This window comes from Burkholderia sp. BCC0397, from assembly GCF_902832865.1.
GTDB lineage: Bacteria > Pseudomonadota > Gammaproteobacteria > Burkholderiales > Burkholderiaceae > Burkholderia.
Genome location: NZ_CADFDL010000001.1, coordinates 229,433 through 245,117, shown reverse-complemented (window position 1 = coordinate 245,117; position 15,685 = coordinate 229,433). Strand labels below are relative to the sequence as shown.

General features: G+C 66.5%; 16 protein-coding genes and 1 tRNA gene. 10 read left to right on the top strand and 7 right to left on the bottom strand.

Features of this window, described 5'->3' with window-relative positions; all coding sequences use genetic code 11:
• Positions 1–33: 33 nt before the first annotated feature.
• Positions 34–582, bottom strand: coding sequence for a flavin reductase family protein (locus HWX03_RS01160; RefSeq protein WP_244132556.1), 549 nt, complete (start codon positions 580–582; stop codon positions 34–36).
• A gap of 253 nt (positions 583–835) precedes the next feature.
• On the opposite strand from HWX03_RS01160, the gene HWX03_RS01155 reads away from it, so the two are divergent.
• A complete protein-coding gene (locus HWX03_RS01155) occupies positions 836–2,047 on the top strand; it encodes an IscS subfamily cysteine desulfurase (protein WP_175869955.1) in 1,212 nt (403 codons plus the stop codon).
• A 23-nt stretch (positions 2,048–2,070) separates the two neighbouring features.
• Here the strand turns inward: HWX03_RS01155 and HWX03_RS01150 are convergent, their stop codons facing one another.
• On the bottom strand, positions 2,071–2,613 hold the full coding sequence (locus HWX03_RS01150) for a MarR family winged helix-turn-helix transcriptional regulator (RefSeq protein ID WP_175869954.1): 543 nt from the start codon (positions 2,611–2,613) through the stop codon (positions 2,071–2,073).
• Between the two features lie 128 nt (positions 2,614–2,741).
• Here HWX03_RS01150 and HWX03_RS01145 point away from each other — a divergent pair, with 128 nt between their 5' ends.
• Positions 2,742–3,338: a nuclear transport factor 2 family protein gene (locus HWX03_RS01145; RefSeq protein WP_175869953.1), complete on the top strand. Its 597-nt coding sequence runs from the start codon at positions 2,742–2,744 to the stop codon at positions 3,336–3,338.
• Positions 3,339–3,350: 12 nt separating this feature from the next.
• Here HWX03_RS01145 and HWX03_RS01140 read toward each other — a convergent pair whose 3' ends face one another.
• Both HWX03_RS01140 and rtcR read right to left on the bottom strand, forming a co-directional pair.
• Positions 3,351–3,890 (bottom strand): SUKH-3 domain-containing protein, encoded by a 540-nt coding sequence (locus HWX03_RS01140; protein WP_175869952.1) that lies wholly within the window; start codon positions 3,888–3,890, stop codon positions 3,351–3,353.
• An 83-nt stretch (positions 3,891–3,973) separates the two neighbouring features.
• On the bottom strand, positions 3,974–5,590 hold the full coding sequence (gene rtcR, locus HWX03_RS01135; RefSeq protein ID WP_175869951.1) for an RNA repair transcriptional activator RtcR: 1,617 nt from the start codon (positions 5,588–5,590) through the stop codon (positions 3,974–3,976).
• Positions 5,591–5,927: 337 nt separating this feature from the next.
• On the opposite strand from rtcR, the gene HWX03_RS01130 reads away from it, so the two are divergent.
• From HWX03_RS01130 to HWX03_RS01110, 5 genes are all read left to right on the top strand, one after another.
• Positions 5,928–5,998: transfer RNA gene (locus HWX03_RS01130), tRNA-Phe, on the top strand.
• A gap of 258 nt (positions 5,999–6,256) precedes the next feature.
• A complete protein-coding gene (locus HWX03_RS01125) occupies positions 6,257–7,396 on the top strand; it encodes a slipin family protein (RefSeq protein ID WP_175869950.1) in 1,140 nt (379 codons plus the stop codon).
• 62 nt (positions 7,397–7,458) lie between these two features.
• On the top strand, positions 7,459–8,682 hold the full coding sequence (locus HWX03_RS01120) for an RtcB family protein (protein ID WP_279612208.1): 1,224 nt from the start codon (positions 7,459–7,461) through the stop codon (positions 8,680–8,682).
• 55 nt (positions 8,683–8,737) lie between these two features.
• Positions 8,738–9,553, top strand: a complete 816-nt coding sequence (locus HWX03_RS01115) for a nucleotidyltransferase domain-containing protein (protein WP_175869949.1) — start codon at positions 8,738–8,740, stop codon at positions 9,551–9,553.
• Positions 9,554–9,810: 257 nt separating this feature from the next.
• Positions 9,811–10,962 carry a DUF1176 domain-containing protein gene (locus HWX03_RS01110; RefSeq protein WP_244132555.1) on the top strand — a complete coding sequence of 384 codons (1,152 nt, stop codon included), beginning with the start codon at positions 9,811–9,813 and terminating at the stop codon, positions 10,960–10,962.
• Between the two features lie 9 nt (positions 10,963–10,971).
• Here the strand turns inward: HWX03_RS01110 and HWX03_RS01105 are convergent, their stop codons facing one another.
• A complete protein-coding gene (locus HWX03_RS01105; RefSeq protein ID WP_175869947.1) occupies positions 10,972–11,643 on the bottom strand; it encodes an O-methyltransferase in 672 nt (223 codons plus the stop codon).
• A gap of 149 nt (positions 11,644–11,792) precedes the next feature.
• On the opposite strand from HWX03_RS01105, the gene HWX03_RS01100 reads away from it, so the two are divergent.
• A complete protein-coding gene (locus HWX03_RS01100; RefSeq protein ID WP_175869946.1) occupies positions 11,793–13,088 on the top strand; it encodes an aminotransferase class I/II-fold pyridoxal phosphate-dependent enzyme in 1,296 nt (431 codons plus the stop codon).
• A 163-nt stretch (positions 13,089–13,251) separates the two neighbouring features.
• Positions 13,252–13,977 carry a hypothetical protein gene (locus HWX03_RS01095; protein WP_175869945.1) on the top strand — a complete coding sequence of 242 codons (726 nt, stop codon included), beginning with the start codon at positions 13,252–13,254 and terminating at the stop codon, positions 13,975–13,977.
• Between the two features lie 22 nt (positions 13,978–13,999).
• On the opposite strand, the gene HWX03_RS01090 is transcribed toward HWX03_RS01095, so the two are convergent.
• Both HWX03_RS01090 and HWX03_RS01085 read right to left on the bottom strand, forming a co-directional pair.
• Positions 14,000–14,503, bottom strand: a complete 504-nt coding sequence (locus HWX03_RS01090; RefSeq protein WP_175869944.1) for a hypothetical protein — start codon at positions 14,501–14,503, stop codon at positions 14,000–14,002.
• A gap of 327 nt (positions 14,504–14,830) precedes the next feature.
• Positions 14,831–15,226, bottom strand: coding sequence for a hypothetical protein (locus HWX03_RS01085; RefSeq protein ID WP_244132554.1), 396 nt, complete (start codon positions 15,224–15,226; stop codon positions 14,831–14,833).
• Between the two features lie 141 nt (positions 15,227–15,367).
• Here HWX03_RS01085 and HWX03_RS01080 point away from each other — a divergent pair, with 141 nt between their 5' ends.
• Positions 15,368–15,655 (top strand): DUF4148 domain-containing protein, encoded by a 288-nt coding sequence (locus HWX03_RS01080; RefSeq protein WP_175869943.1) that lies wholly within the window; start codon positions 15,368–15,370, stop codon positions 15,653–15,655.
• Positions 15,656–15,685: the final 30 nt, after the last annotated feature.

Below are 15,685 nucleotides of genomic sequence, written 5' to 3'. Positions count from 1 at the left end.
GTCCTCCTGGGTGGAATGAATCGTGGATTGCGTTCACATGGCCGGCGCATGCGCGCCGTCGAGCGCGCGGTAGCGTCCGCCGAAGAAGATCAGCGGGCGCCCGTCCGAGCGCGCGCGGTGCCGCGTCACGCGGCCGACAAAGATCACGTGGTCGCCGCCGTCGTATTGCGCATATGGCTCGCATTCGAACGTCGCGAGCGCATCGGGCAGCAGCACCCCGCCGTCGTCGCCGGCCGCGCCGCCGCGCCAGCCCCACTTGTTGCCGCTCGCTTTCGCGAAGCAGTTCGACAGGTGCTGCTGCGTCTCGTCGAGCACGTTGACCGCGTATCCGTCCGCGCCGGCCAGGTCGCCGAGGCTCAGGCTGCGACGGTCGACCGAGAACAGGATCAGCGGCGGATCCAGCGACACCGAATTGAACGACGCGACCGTGATACCGATCGGCGTCCCCTCCTTGCGCGGGGCGGTAATCACCGCGACGCCCGTCGCGAACATCGACAGTGCGGTGCGGAAGCGCCGCTGCTCGTCGGCATCCGCGCCGGTTCCGGCATGGTTCTCGCTCATCTCGTCCTCCTTGGTTTGCATTGCCGGATTCCGATGAGGAATCCGCACCAACAAAGCACCGTTAATTATCTTTGTTATTTAGCTTTCATTGAATGCAAACAAAAACCCCGGTTCAAGATGTCGTAAACCCTGATGTTGAAAGCTTTGTTTGAAAGACAACCCTACTCGCGGGATGGATGTTGCGTGGCACATGCGAATGTCCACGTACACTGCGGCAACCGCATTCCCCGGCGCTCGCGCCCCGTGCGAGACACCGCTTTCCGGAGCCCTTTCGATGCAATCCCGTCCGATCTACATGGACTACAGCGCGACGACGCCAGTCGATCCGCGCGTGGTCGACAAAATGGTGCCGTTCCTGCACGCGCAGTTCGGCAACCCTGCTTCACGCAGCCACAGCTACGGCTGGGATGCCGAGCAGGCCGTCGAGGAAGCGCGCGCGCACGTCGCCGCGCTGCTCGGTGCCGATCCGCGCGAAATCGTGTGGACGTCCGGCGCGACCGAAGGCAACAACCTCGCGATCAAGGGCGCCGCGCACTTCTATCAAGGCAAGGGCAAGCATCTCGTGACGGTGAAGACCGAGCACAAGGCCGTGCTCGATACGTGTCGCGAACTCGAACGCCAGGGTTTCGATGTCACGTATCTCGACGTGCGGGAAGACGGCCTGCTCGACCTCGACGCGTTGCAGCAGGCGCTGCGCGCCGACACGATCCTGGTATCGGTGATGCTCGCGAACAACGAAACGGGCGTGATCCAGCCGGTGGCCGAAATTGGTGCGCTGTGCCGCGCGCGCGGCATCATGTTTCATTGCGATGCGGTACAGGCGGCCGGCAAGATTCCGGTGGACGTGAATGCGCTGAACGTCGACCTGCTGACGGTGACCGCGCACAAGGTGTACGGCCCGAAGGGGATCGGTGCGCTGTACGTGCGCCGCAAGCCGCGCGTGCGCATCGAAGCGCAGATGCACGGCGGTGGCCACGAACGCGGGATGCGTTCCGGCACACTGCCGACGCACCAGATCGTCGGGATGGGCGAAGCGTTCCGGCTGGCCCGGGAAGAAATGGCGGAAGAAAGCCGCCGCGTCGGCGCGTTGCGCGACCGGCTGCTGGCCGGCCTGTCGACGCTCGACGAGGTTTACGTGAACGGCGACCTCGCGCGCCGGATTCCGCACAACCTGAACGTCAGCTTCAATTTCGTCGAAGGCGAATCGCTGATCATGGGGATCAAGGGCGTCGCGGTGTCGTCAGGCTCCGCGTGCACGTCGGCGTCGCTGGAGCCGTCGTATGTGTTGCGCGCGCTCGGCCGCAGCGACGAGCTCGCGCACAGCTCGATCCGCTTCACGCTCGGCCGCTTCACGACCGAAGCCGAGGTCGACAGCGTGATCGCGCAGGTGCGCGACACGGTCGGCAAGCTGCGTGAACTGAGCCCGCTGTGGGACATGCATCTTGAAGGGGTCGACCTGAATGCCATCGAGTGGGCCGCGCACTGAGCGCCGCCGGCGGCCGGCGCGCGTCAGCCTTTTTCCTGGCGCGCGATCATGTGCGCGAGATCGAGCGTCGCGCGATCGCCGTTGGTGACGAGGCGGTCGATCACCGAGCAGAGTGTCTTGAATTCGGTTTTCGTCACGCCTTCGAACAGCACGTTGTTGATTCGCTGCTGCGTATCGGCGAGCGCTTTCAGCAGCTTCGAGCCGGCCGACGTGACCGTGAGCCGCATCTTGCGCTTGTCGTCGGGGTCCGAGCGCTTGTCGATCAGGCCGAGCTTCTTCAGCTTGCCGGTCTCGATCGTGACGAAGGCGCCGCTCAGGTGCAGGTGATCGGCGAGGCGGTTGACGGTCACGACGTCGTCGTGCGACAGATGGGCGATCGACACGAGCAGCGAATACTGGATGCCGGTGAGGCCGATCAACGAGCCGAAACCGTCGCGCACCGACAGCAGGCGCGCCGCGAACGGCAGCAGCCCGTTGATCAGGTGGCGGAATTCCGTGTCCGTGCCGTCGATCAGGCAGGCCGGGTTGGTAATGGTCAGAACGGACTCCTCTTGCTGCTTGGCCATGACGTCGACGCTCCGTGCGGTCATGCGAATTTAGCTTTGGAACGAAATTATACGGCAAAGGCACCTGCGGCCTCGGCCAGTCCGGCGGCCTGCATGTGGCCCGATTTCCCGTATCTGGAGGCTTGAGCATGCCCTTCCCGCTTCATCCCGTCACGGTCCGCGCGCTGCTCGAATGCTATCTGCGCGCGAAGGACCTGAACGAGGCCGCGCTGATCGCCGACTGCTTCGCAGCCGAGGCCGAGCTGAGCTTTTCGCTCGCCAGCGACGACATCGATTTTCCACCGCGCGTGACGGGCGTAGCGGCCATTGCGCACACGCTGGTCGAGGCATTCGGCGAGCGGTTCGAGCAGTGCCGGACCTATTACGTCTGCACGAACCCGCCGGTCGATGAACACGGCGTCAGCCGCATGCCGTGGCTCGTCGTGATGCGGCAGAAGGACAGCGGCGCGCTGCGGATCGGACACGGCACGTACCGCTGGCAGTTCGCCGTCGATGGCGAAAACGAGGACGTTGCGCGGATTGCCGCGCTGCACATTCATATCGCGCGGATGGATACGATAGACGATCCGCAGTCGTTGAAACTCGATCGGCTGCAGGCGGCGTTCGGGTATCCGTGGCTGCCGGCGCACGCGTTCGCGCGCGGGATTGCGGACGTCGCGGCAGCACATCCGGATTGGGCATTCCTGGTCCCGTTCCGGGATGCGGCCGCGTCGGCCATCGACTGAAGCCCCGCTGCATCACGGCGCCGCGCGCGATCCCTCATTGCCGGCCAGCAGCTGCGCGGCCGTCATGACGCGCGGGTCGTCGCCCGTCAGATGCGCGCCGTAATAGGCGATCGACGCCTGCTTGTCGAGCAATAGCGGAATCGAGACTCGCCCGAGCAACGCGCGTTCGATCGCGTCGCCGAACGTGAATCCAGTCAGATAGACGCCGTCCATCACGCAATTCGTCGTGAACACGCGACCGCGTGTATCGACATAAAACTCGACGTAGCCGAGATCGTCCTCGGCGATTCCGATCATCGTCGTGTCGAGCGCCCGCTCCCACGCGGCAATCTGTTCATCCTGACGCTTCAGTGCGCGAAATGCGATTCCCATCGGCGCACAGGTCTCCCCGCTGCGCCGGGCCTGCTCCGCGCCCACGATCAACGCGCCGAATTCGCGCAGGATCGCATCGCCCGGATGTTCGCCGTCACGGGTCGATATGCGGCCGTCGGCAGGGCCGCTCCACCCGGCCGCGACAAACAGCGGCCTGACCGTCAACGGAATCTCGATCACGACAATGCTCCTGAAGTTACCGCGTACGATACGACACGCCCGAACGCTCTACGCAGCGCGAACATCACGCGCCCCTCTCGTCATCACACGCCATCGAGCGCGCGCCGCACGCCGTCCCAATCGAGCCCGAACCGCGCGAGATACTTGCGCAGACGGTCCGCATCGTTCGGCTGCTTCTTGCTCTGCCGCGACACCGCGAACAGCGTGCGGCCGGCTTCCGACAGGCTCGCCGACGTGCGGCACACGTCGAGCACGCGTTCGAGCTGCGCACGGTCGAACAGGTCGAGTTCCGCCGCACGCGCACCGAACACCGCGTCGACGCACGCCTCGGACGCTCCCGCGCCGCCCGGCGACGACCACGTTCGCGTCAGCCGCTCGACCTCCTGCTCGGCGAGCGCCTCGGTAATCCGCCCCGCATCGGCCAGCGTCGCCATCCGCGTGACCGAGGCCGACAGTTCGCGGAAGTTGCCGGCCCACGTCGCGCGCGGCGATGCCGCGAACGCGAGATAGCGCCGCTTCGCCTCGACGTTGAAACGCACCTGCTCGCCCTGCTCGCGGCCGAAACGGTCGAGCTCGAATTCGAGGTTCGGCTCGATGTCCTCGCGGCGCTCGGCGAGCCCCGGCAATTCGTAGGTCCACAGGTTGATCCGCGCATAGAGATCCTCACGGAACGTACCAGCCGCCACCATCTGCCGCAGGTCGCGGTGCGTGCCCGCAATCAGCTCGAAATCGCTGCTCGCCTCGACGTCCGCGCCCACCGGCAGGAAGCGCTTCTCCTCGATCGCCTTCAGCAACATCGCCTGTTCGTCGAGCCCGAGTTCGCCGATCTCGTCGAGAAACAGCAGCCCGCTGTCCGCCGCGCGCAGCAGCCCCGCGCGCGCCGACTGCGCCCCCGTGAACGCGCCCTTCACGTGCCCGAACAGCGTCGACATCGCCGCGTCGCCGCGCAGCGTCGCGCAGTTGATCTCGATGAACGGCCCCGCGAGCCGATGCCGGCCGCGCTTCAGCTCATACACGCGCTTCGCGAGAAACGACTTGCCGGCCCCCGTCGGCCCGACCAGCAGCATCGGCGCGCGCGAACGCACGGCCACGCGCTCGAGTTGCTCGATCAGCGCATTGAAGCGCGCGTTGCGCGTCGCGATGCCGGCCTTCAGGAACGACACCGTTTCGTCGCGCTCGCGCGTGAAGCGCTGCGCGATCCGGTTGTAGCGCGACAGGTCGAGATCGATCACCGACATCGTGCCGGGCCCGCTCGGCCCTTCGTCGGTCTTCTGCGGCGGCGCCGTCTGCGCGAGACGCGCAGGCAGGTAGCGTGCCTCCGCCAGCAGGAACCAGCAGATCTGCGCGACGTGCGTGCCCGTCGTGATGTGGATCAGATAGTCCTCGCGATCGAGATCGAACGGGTAGGCGCGGGCGAAATCGTGCAGCGTCGCGTAGACCTCCTCGAAATCCCATGGATCGCGAATCTCCAGCGGGATGAGCCGCACGTCGGTGTGCGGCGACACGCGCTCCAGGTCCTGCTTCACGCGGTTCGCGAGCCGCGCGTAGTTCGGCGAGTGCAGCAGTTCGAGCCGGTCGATCGGCGTGTCACGCTGCTCGCACAGCGAAATCGTCGGCCGCCAGTTACGCCAGCGGCGCTGCGAGCCGCCGCCCTGGTCGAGCACGGTGCCGAGAAAGCCGATCGCGACGGTCTTGCGCATATTTATCCCACAAGATAATAGGCGATCTGATTGTATCGGATTTCCCGCATCATGCGACGGCCGGATGTGCATACCTTCATCCGTCACACAAAATAATTTTTCCTTCTACCTCAAAGGCTTGGGAATTTTTTCGAGCACCAATCCGACCGCTGGCACGCTCCTCGCTAAATAGAAGACGCCGGATGTCCCGCTGGCCCACGAGCCAGGGTTCAGCAAGCCCTGCTGGTGCGCCGCCGCCGAACCTCGTTCGTCGCGGCAGCGCATGCCGCCATGGACAGACGAAGGCAAAGGGGCGCGCCAGGACGCTTCGCCCGGGTTCGAATCCCGGGGCGCCCACTGTTCGGAAGCTCATAGGTCGAGCAGCCGGCGAAAGCCGGCCTGTGGCGGGTTCGAATCCCGCTCGAACGCTGTCCGCAAGGACGGTCTTGTATGAAAAGCAGTACCCGCCGGTGCGGGCCGCAAGGCCCGCCGCGCGTCGGACCGGTTGCGGTTCCGCGCGATCGGCCGGGCGGCCGCACGGCCCGCGCGAAGGCGCACGACGACGCAATGCAGGACGCGTCGCCGTGCACTTCGACGCCGGGCCAGCGCGCCGCCCGCCCGGTTGCGTCGCCCCGCGATCCGCACGATGCGCGTCACCCGGCGGCCATTGAAGAAAAGGACAAAAATATGTGGAAGCGTCATGTTGTAAAAAAGAACGAACGCGCGCTGCTGATGAATGAAGGCGATTTCGTGAAGGTGCTGGAACCGGGCGTGTTCAAGGCCTTCGATCCGTTCAAGCGCCTGTCGGTGCAGACCGCGCGTCTCGACGCGCCGCTCGCCGACGCCGCACTGGCCGACTACCTGCGTCACGACGCACCGGACGTGCTCGCGCAGTATTTCGTCGCGATGGATCTCGCCGACGACGAAGCCGGCTTGCGCTATGAAGACGACGTGCTCGTCGAGATTCTGGCGCCGGGCACGCGCCGGCTGTACTGGCGCGGCCTGACCGCGCACCGACTGGAGCGCATCGATCTCGCGCAGGACAGCATGCTGCCCGCCGCGCTCGTGAAGCGCATCGTGCAACCGTCGCTGCGTGCGCGCGGCGTGGCAGGGCTGACGGGCGTACTGCTGGCGCAAGTGCCGGCGTACCACGTCGGTGTACTGAAGATCGACGGCAAGATCGAGCGATTGCTGGACGCGGGTACGTCGGCGTTCTGGCGCTTCAACCGCGACGTCGCGGTCGAACTGGTCGATCTGCGCTTGCAGGCGCTCGAAGTCGGCGGGCAGGAAATCCTGACGCGCGACAAGGTCGCGCTGCGGCTGAACCTGTCGGCGACGTGGCGCTATGCGGACGTGCTGCATGCGTTCGGCCAGTTGCAGAAACCGGTCGAACACCTGTATCGCGAGCTGCAGTTCGCGCTGCGTTCGGCGGTCGGCACGCGTTCGCTCGACGAACTGCTGGAAGACAAGCAGTCGCTCGACGACGTCGTGATCGCGCAAGTGCGCGCCCGTCTCGACGATTCGGGCGTGGACGTGCGCAGCGTCGGCGTGAAGGATATCGTGCTGCCGGGCGACATGAAGACGATCCTCGCGCAGGTGGTCGAAGCGGAGAAGTCCGCGCAGGCGAACGTGATTCGCCGCCGCGAGGAAACGGCGGCCACGCGCTCGCTGCTGAACACCGCGAAGGTGATGGAAGAAAACCCGACCGCGCTGCGGCTCAAGGAGCTGGAAACGCTCGAGCGCGTCGCGGAACGGATCGACCGCATCTCGGTGTTCGGCGGTCTCGACCAGGTGTTGAACGGGCTCGTCAGCATCAAGGGCGCGTAATGCAGGATCCGGCGCGATGCAGGTGAATCGCGCCGGACCCCGAAATGAATCAGGTGAAGCAAATGACAGACATGGATTACCAGGTGATGGAACTGGCGAACGGCAAGCCGGTGAAGATGTGGACGCAAGGCGTCGCCGTCGAGGACGAAGCACGCGCGCAACTGCGCAACACCGCGCAGATGCCGTTCATCTTCAGCCACGTCGCGGTGATGCCGGACGTCCATCTCGGCAAGGGCTCGACGATCGGCAGCGTGATCCCGACGAAGGGCGCGATCATTCCGGCCGCGGTCGGCGTCGACATCGGCTGCGGGATGATGGCCGCGCGCACGACGCTTGTGGCGTCCGACCTGCCGGATTCGCTCGCTGGGCTGCGCAGCGCGATCGAACGCGCGGTGCCACACGGCCGCGCGCCGGGCCGCCGCGATCCGGGCGCGTGGGGCGACCGCACGCCGGCCGCCGTGACCGAATCGTGGAAGGCGCTGCAACCGGGCTTCCAGCGGATCGTCGACAAGTATCCGAAGCTGGAAAAGACGAACCACTACGCGCATCTCGGCACGCTCGGCACCGGCAACCACTTCATCGAAGTGTGCGTCGACGAGGCGGACCACGTGTGGTTCATGCTGCATAGCGGCTCGCGCGGCGTCGGCAATGCGATCGGCAGCCTGTTCATCGAACTCGCGCAGGCCGACATGCGGCAGCACATCGCGAACCTGCCGGACCGCAACCTCGCGTATTTCACCGAGGGCAGCCGCCACTTCGACGACTACGTCGAGGCGGTCGGCTGGGCGCAGGACTACGCGCGCCGCAACCGGCAGGCGATGATGGACGCAGTGATCGGCGCGGCGCGCGGCGTGATCGCGAAGCCGTTCTCGGTCGACGAACACGCGGTGAACTGCCACCACAACTACGTGCAGCGCGAACGCCACTTCGGCGAAGACGTGCTCGTGACGCGCAAGGGTGCGGTGTCCGCGCAGAAGGGGCAGCTCGGGATCATTCCGGGCTCGATGGGCGCGAAAAGCTTCATCGTGCGCGGGCTCGGCAATCCGGAAAGCTTCTGCTCGTGCAGCCACGGCGCGGGTCGGACGATGAGCCGCACCGAAGCGAAGCGCCGCTTCACGGCCGACGATCAGGCGAAGGCGACGCAGGGCGTCGAATGCCGGAAGGACGCGGGCGTCGTCGACGAAATCCCGATGGCCTACAAGGACATCGACGCGGTGATGGCGGCCCAGCGCAGTCTCGTCGAAGTGGTGCATACGCTGCGCCAGGTGGTGTGCGTGAAAGGATAGCGCGGTGCGCGGCCGATGGCCGGCGGCCGCGCACAACGAAAGGGAAACGACAACAATGAAAACCGACAAGGCAATGACGACCGTGCGCAGCGCGCATCCGGTCGACCCGGCGGTGCGGGCGCGCGTGATGGCGGAGCTCGCGGAAGTCGAGCGCCGCCATGATGTGAGCGTGCTGTTCGCGTGCGAATCGGGCAGCCGCGGCTGGGGATTCGCGTCACCGGACAGCGATTACGACGTACGCTTCGTGTATGCACACCGGCGCGACTGGTACCTGAGCGTCGAACCGCAACGCGACGTGATCGAGCGGCCGCTCGACGACGAGCTCGACGTCAGCGGCTGGGAATTGCGCAAGGCGCTGCAACTGCTGCGCCGCTCGAACCCGACGCTCCTCGAATGGCTCGACTCGCCCGTCGTGTATCGCGAAGATGCGCGCTGGGCGCCACGGCTCAGGTCGCTGGCATCGGCGTTCTTCTCGCCGGTACGAGGGCGTCATCACTACCACGCGATGGCGAAGAAGAATTTTCGAGGCTATCTGCAAGGCGACACGGTGCGTTACAAGAAGTACCTGTACGTGCTGCGGCCGCTGCTCGCGGTGCGCTGGATCGACATGGGGCTCGGGATGCCGCCGATGCGTTTCGCGGATCTCGTCGACGGCACCGTGCACGAGCCGGCGGTGCGCGCGGAGCTCGACGCGTTGCTCGCGCTGAAGATGAGCGCGAACGAAAGCGAATACGGGCCGCGCCGGCCGGCGATCCACGCGCTGGTCGAGACGATGCTCGCCGATGCCGAACACGATCGCGAATACAAGCGGCCGTGGGGCGACGTGGCGATGCTCGATGCGTTCCTGCGCGATGTGGTCGACGGTCGATGAAAGTGAACGGCGCGATGCCTGCGGGCATCGCGCCGTTTTTGCATCCGCACTTGTCCGATCAATGCCGACCAGCAACGTTCGTGCCCGCCCACTACGCGTCGTCGTCACGATCGCAGCCCATTGCGGCGGTATACTCGATGCCGTTCGGCAACGCGCGCCGCCGCATGCGCCGCAGCCTTCGACCTGCCCCGCTTGCTGACGATGCGCTTGCAGTCCGACGTCTTCCGCCCGCCCATCCACAGTCGATACGAACCGTCATGTCGCACCGCCTTTCGCTCGCCATCGCCACCCTCCTCGCCGTTTCCCCGATCGTTGCCGAGGCACGTCCGCTGTCGCGGCCGCCGGTCGAACGCGACTTCAAGAACTGGTCGGTCGTCTGCGACAACGGCAATCGCTGTATCGCAGAAAGCCACGCCGACGATATCGACGATGCACGCACCGGCCTGATCCTGCGCGTGACGCGCGATGCCGGCCCGGACGCGCAACCATCGCTCGATCTCTACGCGTCGGCGCCGGTCGACTTGCGCACGGCACGCGTCGACGGGCGACCGTTCGATGCAATGCCGGCGCAATGGCATGCGTTCGGCGACAAGACCGACGACGTAGCCCGCCCGTTCCGGATCCGGACCAACGATCCGGCAACGGTGGCCGCGTGGCTCGCCGCGGCGCGTAATGCACAACTGCTGAGCTTCGGCGATCCGGCAGCGGCACCCACCGCTCGTACGCCATTGTCGGGATTGAATGCCGCGCTACTGCTGATCGACGACACGCAGGGCCGCGTCGGTACGGTCACGGCGCTGCTGCGCCCGGGCACCAAGCCTGCATCGTCGGTGCCGGCCGCGCCCGCCTTGCCGCCCGCGGTCACGCCCGCGCCGCCGCCCGTGTCAACCCTGTCGGCCGACGAACAGCGTCCGCTCGTCGACGCGGTCCTCGCGAAATTCGGTGCCGACGTGAAGCAATGTGCGGCCGAGGTCGAAGACGAAATGTCGGCGAGCGACCGCAGGAAAGCGTCGAGAGCCGTCGCGATTTCGTCCGACGAGGCGCTCGTCGCGATCCCGTGCCAGACCAGCAGCCTGTATAACCACACCGACCTGTGGTATCGCGTGCGCCGCACCGCACCGTATGCGCCGGCCGCGATGAACTTCGGCGAGAATGCGAGCGCGGGCCTCGATTCGGCGTCGTTCGCGAACGAGCTGACCGACGCCGGCTACGATTCCGCCAGCGCGACGCTGTCGAGCACGGTCCGGTTGCGCAGCGCCGGCGATTGCGGCTCGACCGCGTCGTGGGTCTTCGACGGCCGGCGCTTCGTGCTCGACGGCCTCGCGACGCACAGCACCTGCAACGGCCTGTTCCGGGCTCAATGGCCGCGCCTGTATCGTCGGGCCGATGCGGCCGGCGGCTCGCACTGACGCGTCACCTCACGCGGCGCCGACGATCGAGATCGAGAATCCGTCCCAGCCCTTCTGCCCGACCGTCTGCACGGCGGTCGTCATGAGCGCCGGCTCGGCCGTGAGGCGCGCGAATCCGTCGCGCACGCCGACCACGTCCGGCTCGCGATTGTCCGGATCGGCCACGCGCCCGCCACGCACGACGTTGTCGACGACGATCACCGTGCCGGGCCGCGCCAGCTTCAGCGCCGCGTCGAGATAAACGGCGTTGTTGTCCTTGTCGGCATCGATGAAGATGAAATCGAACGGCGCCTCCCCGGCGTCGACGAGCCGCGCGAGGCTGTCCTTCGCGCTGCCGACCACCACCGTCACGGCTTCCGCGAACCCGGCACGCGCGATATTCTGCGTCGCGACCTTCGCATGCTCGGGATTCAGTTCGAGCGTCACGAGCGAGCCGCCCGGCGGCAACGCACGCGCGAGCCAGATCGTGCTGTAGCCGCCGAGCGTGCCGACTTCGAGGATCCGCCGCGCGCCGCGGATCGTCGCGAGCAGCTGCAACAGCTTGCCCTGGTTCGGCGCGACGTTGATCGCCGGCAGCCCGGCCGCGTCGCTCGCCGCCAGCGCCGCGTCGAGCGCAGCGTCGGACGGCACGAGCGTCGCCGAAAAATACGCATCCACCTGGTTCCACCGATCCTGATCCATCGCGCACCTCTCGTCTGCGGAAAAGGGCATTCTATGCGCCGCCCCCCCATAAGCAACCAACCATTCGTTCTAAGGACAGCTGCGCACGTGCTCCTATAATCGCCGGACGGCAGGAACCCTCGACCTTCACAACAACAAACGGAGCACCCATGACCGATCAGGCCAAGTCGAACTGGCGCCTCGAAACCATCGCCGTGCACGGCGGTTATCGTCCCGACCCGACCACGCGCGCGGTCGCCGTCCCGATCTACCAGACCGTTGCGTACGCATTCGACGACACGCAGCACGGCGCCGACCTGTTCGACCTGAAGGTCCAGGGCAACATCTACACGCGGATCATGAATCCGACGACGGACGTGCTCGAGCAGCGGATCGCCGCGCTCGAGGGCGGCATCGGCGCGCTCGCGCTCGCGTCGGGTCAATCGGCCGTCACGTACGCGATCCAGACGATCGCCGAAGCCGGCGACAACATCGTGTCCGCGAGTTCGCTGTATGGCGGCACCTACAACCTGTTCGCGCACACGCTGCCGCAATACGGGATCACCACGCGCTTCGCCGATCCGCGCGATCCCGCATCGTTCGCACCGCTGATCGATTCGCGCACGAAGGCGATCTTCGCGGAATCGGTCGGTAACCCGCTCGGCAACATCACCGACATCGCCGCGCTCGCGGAAGTTGCGCATCGCCACGGTATCCCGCTGATCGTCGACAACACGGTCCCGTCGCCGTACCTGCTGCGCCCGTTCGAGCACGGCGCGGACATCGTCGTGCACTCGCTGACGAAGTATCTCGGCGGGCACGGCACGAGCCTCGGCGGCGCGATCGTCGATTCGGGCAAGTTCCCGTGGGCCGAACACGCGGACCGCTTCAAGCGGCTCAACGAGCCGGACGTCAGCTATCACGGCGTCGTCTATACCGAAGCGTTCGGGCCGGCCGCGTATATCGGCCGCGCCCGCGTGGTGCCGCTGCGCAACATGGGCGCGGCGATCTCGCCGTTCAACGCGTTCCAGATCCTGCAGGGAATCGAGACGCTCGCGCTGCGTGTCGAGCGGATCAGCGACAACGCGCTGAAGATCGCGCAGCATCTCGCGCGCCACGAGCACGTCGAGTGGGTGAACTATGCGGGCCTGCCCGATCACCCCGACCATCCGCTCGTCGCCCGCTACCTGTCGGGCCGTGCGCCGGGCATCCTGACGTTCGGCGTGAAGGGCGGCCGCGACGGTGGCGCGAAGTTCCAGGATGCGCTGAAGCTGTTCACGCGGCTCGTCAACATCGGCGATACGAAGTCGCTCGCGACACATCCGGCCTCGACCACGCACCGTCAGCTGTCGCCGGCCGAACTCGCGAAGGCCGGCGTGAAGGACGAAACGGTGCGGCTGTCGATCGGCATCGAGCATATCGACGACCTGCTCGCCGATCTCGACCAGGCGCTCGCGCAGCTTTGACCGGAACCGGCGCGCCGGCTTGCCGGTGCGCCCGCATCGAATTGCTTGACCCTGGAGCGGCTTCAAGGTGTTCAATCCCCCGGTTGATGCCGAGGCGACGCCCGGCGCGCACGATCGTGCAACGCAGCTTCCGCTGCCGCATGCCCAACCGCCGAGAGACCACATGACACCGACCGCGAAGCTTGCGCTGCTCACGTTACCGCCCGTGCTGGCGGCCTGTTTCGGCGCCCTCGCGGCCGCGTGGCGCGCGCCCGGCCCGAAAACGTCGAGCGTGATCCAGCATCTCACCGGCGGCATCGTGTTCGCGGCCGCCGCGCTCGAGCTACTGCCGCAGGACCGCGCGCATGCGCTGTTTCCGGTCGTCGTCGGCTTCGTGCTCGGCATTGCGCTGATGCTGGCGATCCGCGCGCTGTCGGGCGCGATCGAGACGCGCTTCGAGGAGGCGCGTTTGCCGGTTAGCCTGATCATCGTCACCGCGATCGACCTCGTCGTCGACGGCCTGGTGCTCGGCATCGCGTTTTCCGCGAGCGACGAAAGCGGCATCATCCTGACCGTCGCGCTGACACTCGAGGTACTGTTCCTCGCGCTATCGGTCAGCGCGGCGCTGGCCGCGGCCGGCATCGGTCGCACGCTGTCGATCGTCGTGCCGGTCGGGCTCGCGGCGCTGCTGAGCCTTGCGGCCGTCGCCGGCAACGCGGCATTCGCGGGGCTGCCGGCGAATATCTACGCGGTGCTGCTGGGGCTCGGCACCGTCGCGCTGTTGTACCTCGTCACCGAGGAACTGCTGGTCGAAGCGCACGAGGTGCCCGAAACGCCGTTCGCGACAGCCTCGTTCTTCATCGGCTTCATCGTGTTCTTCCTGATCGAAGGATCGGTGAAGGCCGGGTAAGCCGCGTTCGGCGGCGTGACGGCTACCAGGTCGTCGCGCCGGTCGGCCAGGTATCGACGATGCGCGCGCCGTTGACCGGCGTGACACCCGCGTTGCGCAGCGCGGTCCACAGGTCGATCGCATGTTCGCGCGACTTGCGGCTGCCGTCGTCGGTCAGCACGTTCAGCGCGATCACTTCGTCGCGTGTCGTCAGTTGCAACTGTTCCTTGAGCTTGCGCGACTGATGCGACGCGGTACGGACGTCGCCGAGCACGATCCGCTTCTCCGCTACCGGCGCGTCGCCACCCGCATCGGCCGGCACGAACGTCAGCCGGCCGTTGTCGACCTCGCATTGCCCGCGCGTGAACGTCGCGCTCCACTCGCCTGTCGGCACGGCCGCGAACTCGCAACGCATCCGCTCGTTCGCGCGGCGGCCGACGTCGTGCGCCGACGCGTGCGACAGCGCACGCTCCGGCCAGCCTGCCGCCATCGCGGCCGTCGACATCAGGCACGCCGCCAGCATGATTCCTTTCGTGACATTGCGCATTGCACTCTCCTTTCCGTCAATGAACGATCAAAGCACCGCGAAGCGGTTGAACGACAAACAGCGCACGCTCGACGGCGGCACGCGCACGCAGGGCATCGTCAGTCTCGGGTTGCGCCACCGGTTCTGACCTCGGCGGCCACCCCTGCGCGCTGCGTGACGAAAATGTCATGTTCCGATCAGGTTTGCGATGCGTCGCGTCGCTACGATCGGAACGGTAGCGGGCCCTGCCCGTTCCCATCCACGCAGCGGGTCGCTGCCGCACGGCACGATCACGCATTAGGCCCGGGCTCGTCGAGTGCCGGGCCGTTTTTTACGCGTGTCCACCTATCATGGCGCGGAATTGCGTTGCGGATACACGCATGGATGCGTCTTCACATACAGGTTCGGATTGCCGCAGCGGTGCCCGGCATAGTCGACTTGCTCACCTGGCGTCAGGTCGGCCGGCACGGGCTCGCGCGGGGCGACGGCGGCAGTCTCTGTGCTGCCGGAACGTTTCGATACGCAGCCCGCGAACAACGGGACGATCAGGACTGCGATAAAGATTAGGCGAATGTCGGGACGATGCAATTTTCGATCCGGAATGAAGGTCTGAAAAGCGCCGCCCGCTATCGATACTGCTGTCGCGACCGGCACGAACGCCGCCGGCGCGGTCGGCCAACAGCAGACTTCATGTTCCGCTTCCCGCACATCGCACCCATGACGCGAACATGACGGTTGCGTCATGTCGAGCGAGTCCGAACGGCGCCCCTCCGCGCCCCGCAATCTGACGCATTTTTCATCTCGCGATCACGGTCACGCACGGCTGCTTTCGCATACTGGGTCCATGGTTCGCCACCCGGCGGCCCTGATCAAGGAGAGCACTCGATGAAAACCGCACAACTCGCAGCATGGTTCGTCACCGCCACGCTGTCGCTCGGCATGGCCACGCAGGCCGCGTTCGCCCAAACGCAAACGCAGGGCAAGTCCCGCACGCAGGTCGTCAACGAACTGAAGCAGGCGCAGCACGACGGCATCGTGCCGACGAGCAAGACGCAGTACCCGCCGACCGGCGAGATCATCGCGCGCAACAAGGAGCTTCACGGGATCTCGGTGCATAGCGGCGAGCAGAAGCCGCAGACCGACAACCACGACACCCTGACCGCGCAGCAATGATGCGCGGCCATACGGCCGCGGGCAGCGCGC